Annotated in this window: 2 protein-coding genes; one reads left to right on the forward strand and one right to left on the reverse strand. The window is 60.3% G+C overall.

The genetic code is table 11. The features are described 5' to 3' along the window. Nucleotides 1-180: 180 nt before the first annotated feature. On the reverse strand, nucleotides 181-858 hold the full coding sequence (locus P8X75_15265) for an FCD domain-containing protein (GenBank protein ID MEJ1996540.1): 678 nt from the start codon (nucleotides 856-858) through the stop codon (nucleotides 181-183). 189 nt (nucleotides 859-1,047) lie between these two features. Between P8X75_15265 and P8X75_15270 the strand changes: the two genes are divergently transcribed. Then, the coding region (locus tag P8X75_15270) for a fumarylacetoacetate hydrolase family protein (protein MEJ1996541.1) at nucleotides 1,048-1,829 on the forward strand (782 nt) is incomplete at its 3' end.

Raw genomic sequence — 1,829 nt, forward strand, 5'->3', positions numbered from 1 at the left:
CACCAAGCATACCTTGCGCGCTGGGGGTTCGAATCCAGCCGCCCGAAACGAGCAAAAAAAGCCCTTCGCCGCAGGAGAGAAGCGAGGAGCTTTTTCTTGCTCGTGTAAGGTGGCTCTGGAATGTCCGCTTCTAGCCAGAAGCAGACACATCGCCCGACGCTGGATGAACTTATCCGGGCGTTAATCGCCTAGAAGATTCTGTTTGACCTCAAGAACGTGCTGGCGGGAAAGCCGGTAAGCTTCTTCGGGGTTCCGGCTCAAGATGGCTTCCACCAGTATGCTGTGCTGTTGATCATAGCGCGTTCGCCGTTCCTGAGTGAGAGACCGCTTTTTAAGGTTGAACCAAGTCGGCTGCCGGCGGATTTCGTTGATCTGATCGCAGTAGTGCAGAAGCACGGCGTTCTTGGTCGCCTGAAAGATCACATAGTGGATCTCGGCGTCCCAGGTTTCGTAGGTCTCGATGCTCTCGGCTCTCAAACTCTCTTCCAAGGCGCGCTGGAGTTTGGCCAGGTCGTTGCTATCGGCCCGCGTTGCTGCCAGTGCAGCGGCATGCGGTTCAAAGATCTGCCGTACCTCCATGATGTCGGACGGGCTCGCCTCCGCGAGAGGGCCCGGCCCGCCTTGGATCACTGCGTCTGCCGCCCCGCGGGTCAGGAAGGTTCCGCGCCCCACTTCACGGATCAAAAGGCCCTCCTTCTCCATTAGGCCCAGTGCCTGACGCAGCGTGTTCCGCGCCACGCCGAAACGGCGCGCCAGATCACGTTCCGGCGGAAGGCGGCCGCCGCCCTGTCCGGTCTCGACCAAGCGTTCCAATTCCTGCCGCACGCGCTGCGCGGCGCTTCCCACAATGTTGCTCATGACGGCTCCAGCGATTGAACCAATAGGATACCAATAGGCCAGAGTCAGAAATGAAAGACAAGCATTACAAGGACTTCTGTCAAGCGGCTTGAAGCTAGGTCCTTGAAACGCAATAATGATCTTGAGAGTGACAAGAGCGAAAAGCCCAAGAAATGGGTGAACCAATAATACCAAAGTGACAGGGAGTATGTGTCTTTGAAGTATGCGGTCTATGAGGCCGACGAGGCGCTTGAAGTGGGGCTTTTGGACGAGGAGTCTGGCAGCCTTAAACGACTCAATCTGACATCTGAACAGGCGGCGCTCGGCGTCCTCGCGGTGATCGAGTTGGAGCAGGCCGGCAAGCCGCCGGAGCCCGACGGCGTTCAGCGCAAGCTTTCCGAGGTCCGGCTGCTGGCGCCCGTGCCGCGCCCCCACCGCAACATCTTCTGTGTAGGCAAGAACTACCATGCCCATGCCGAAGAGTTCGCCTCCAGCGGCTTTGATTCGAGCGCGGCCAATGGGTCGGTGCCCAAGGCGCCCATCATATTCTCCAAGGTGCCGGAGTCCGTCAGCGGTCCGGGCGCGCCCATTCCCCTGGACGAGCGCGTGACGCAGGCCGTGGACTACGAGGCGGAACTGGCCGTCATCATCGGCCTCGGCGGACGCGCAATATCTAAGGAGCAGGCTCTGGAGCATGTCTGGGGCTACACCATCGTCAACGATGTCACCGCCCGCGACCTGCAGGGCCGCCACAGCCAATGGCTGATCGGCAAATCCCAGGACGGGTTCTGCCCAATGGGCCCCTGCGCCGTCCGCGCGGAAGACTTCAATCTTTCCGATTCTCTGGTGACCTGCCGGGTCAACGGCGAGCCCCGGCAGGAGGCTTCGACCAGCCAGTTGATCTTCGATGTGCCAACACTGATCGAAACCCTGTCAGCGGGGATTACCCTGATGCCCGGCGACGTGATCGCGACCGGGACACCGGCCGGCGT

It is taken from the genome of Limibacillus sp. (genome assembly GCA_037379885.1).
In the GTDB taxonomy this organism is placed as follows: Bacteria; Pseudomonadota; Alphaproteobacteria; order Kiloniellales; family CECT-8803; genus JARRJC01.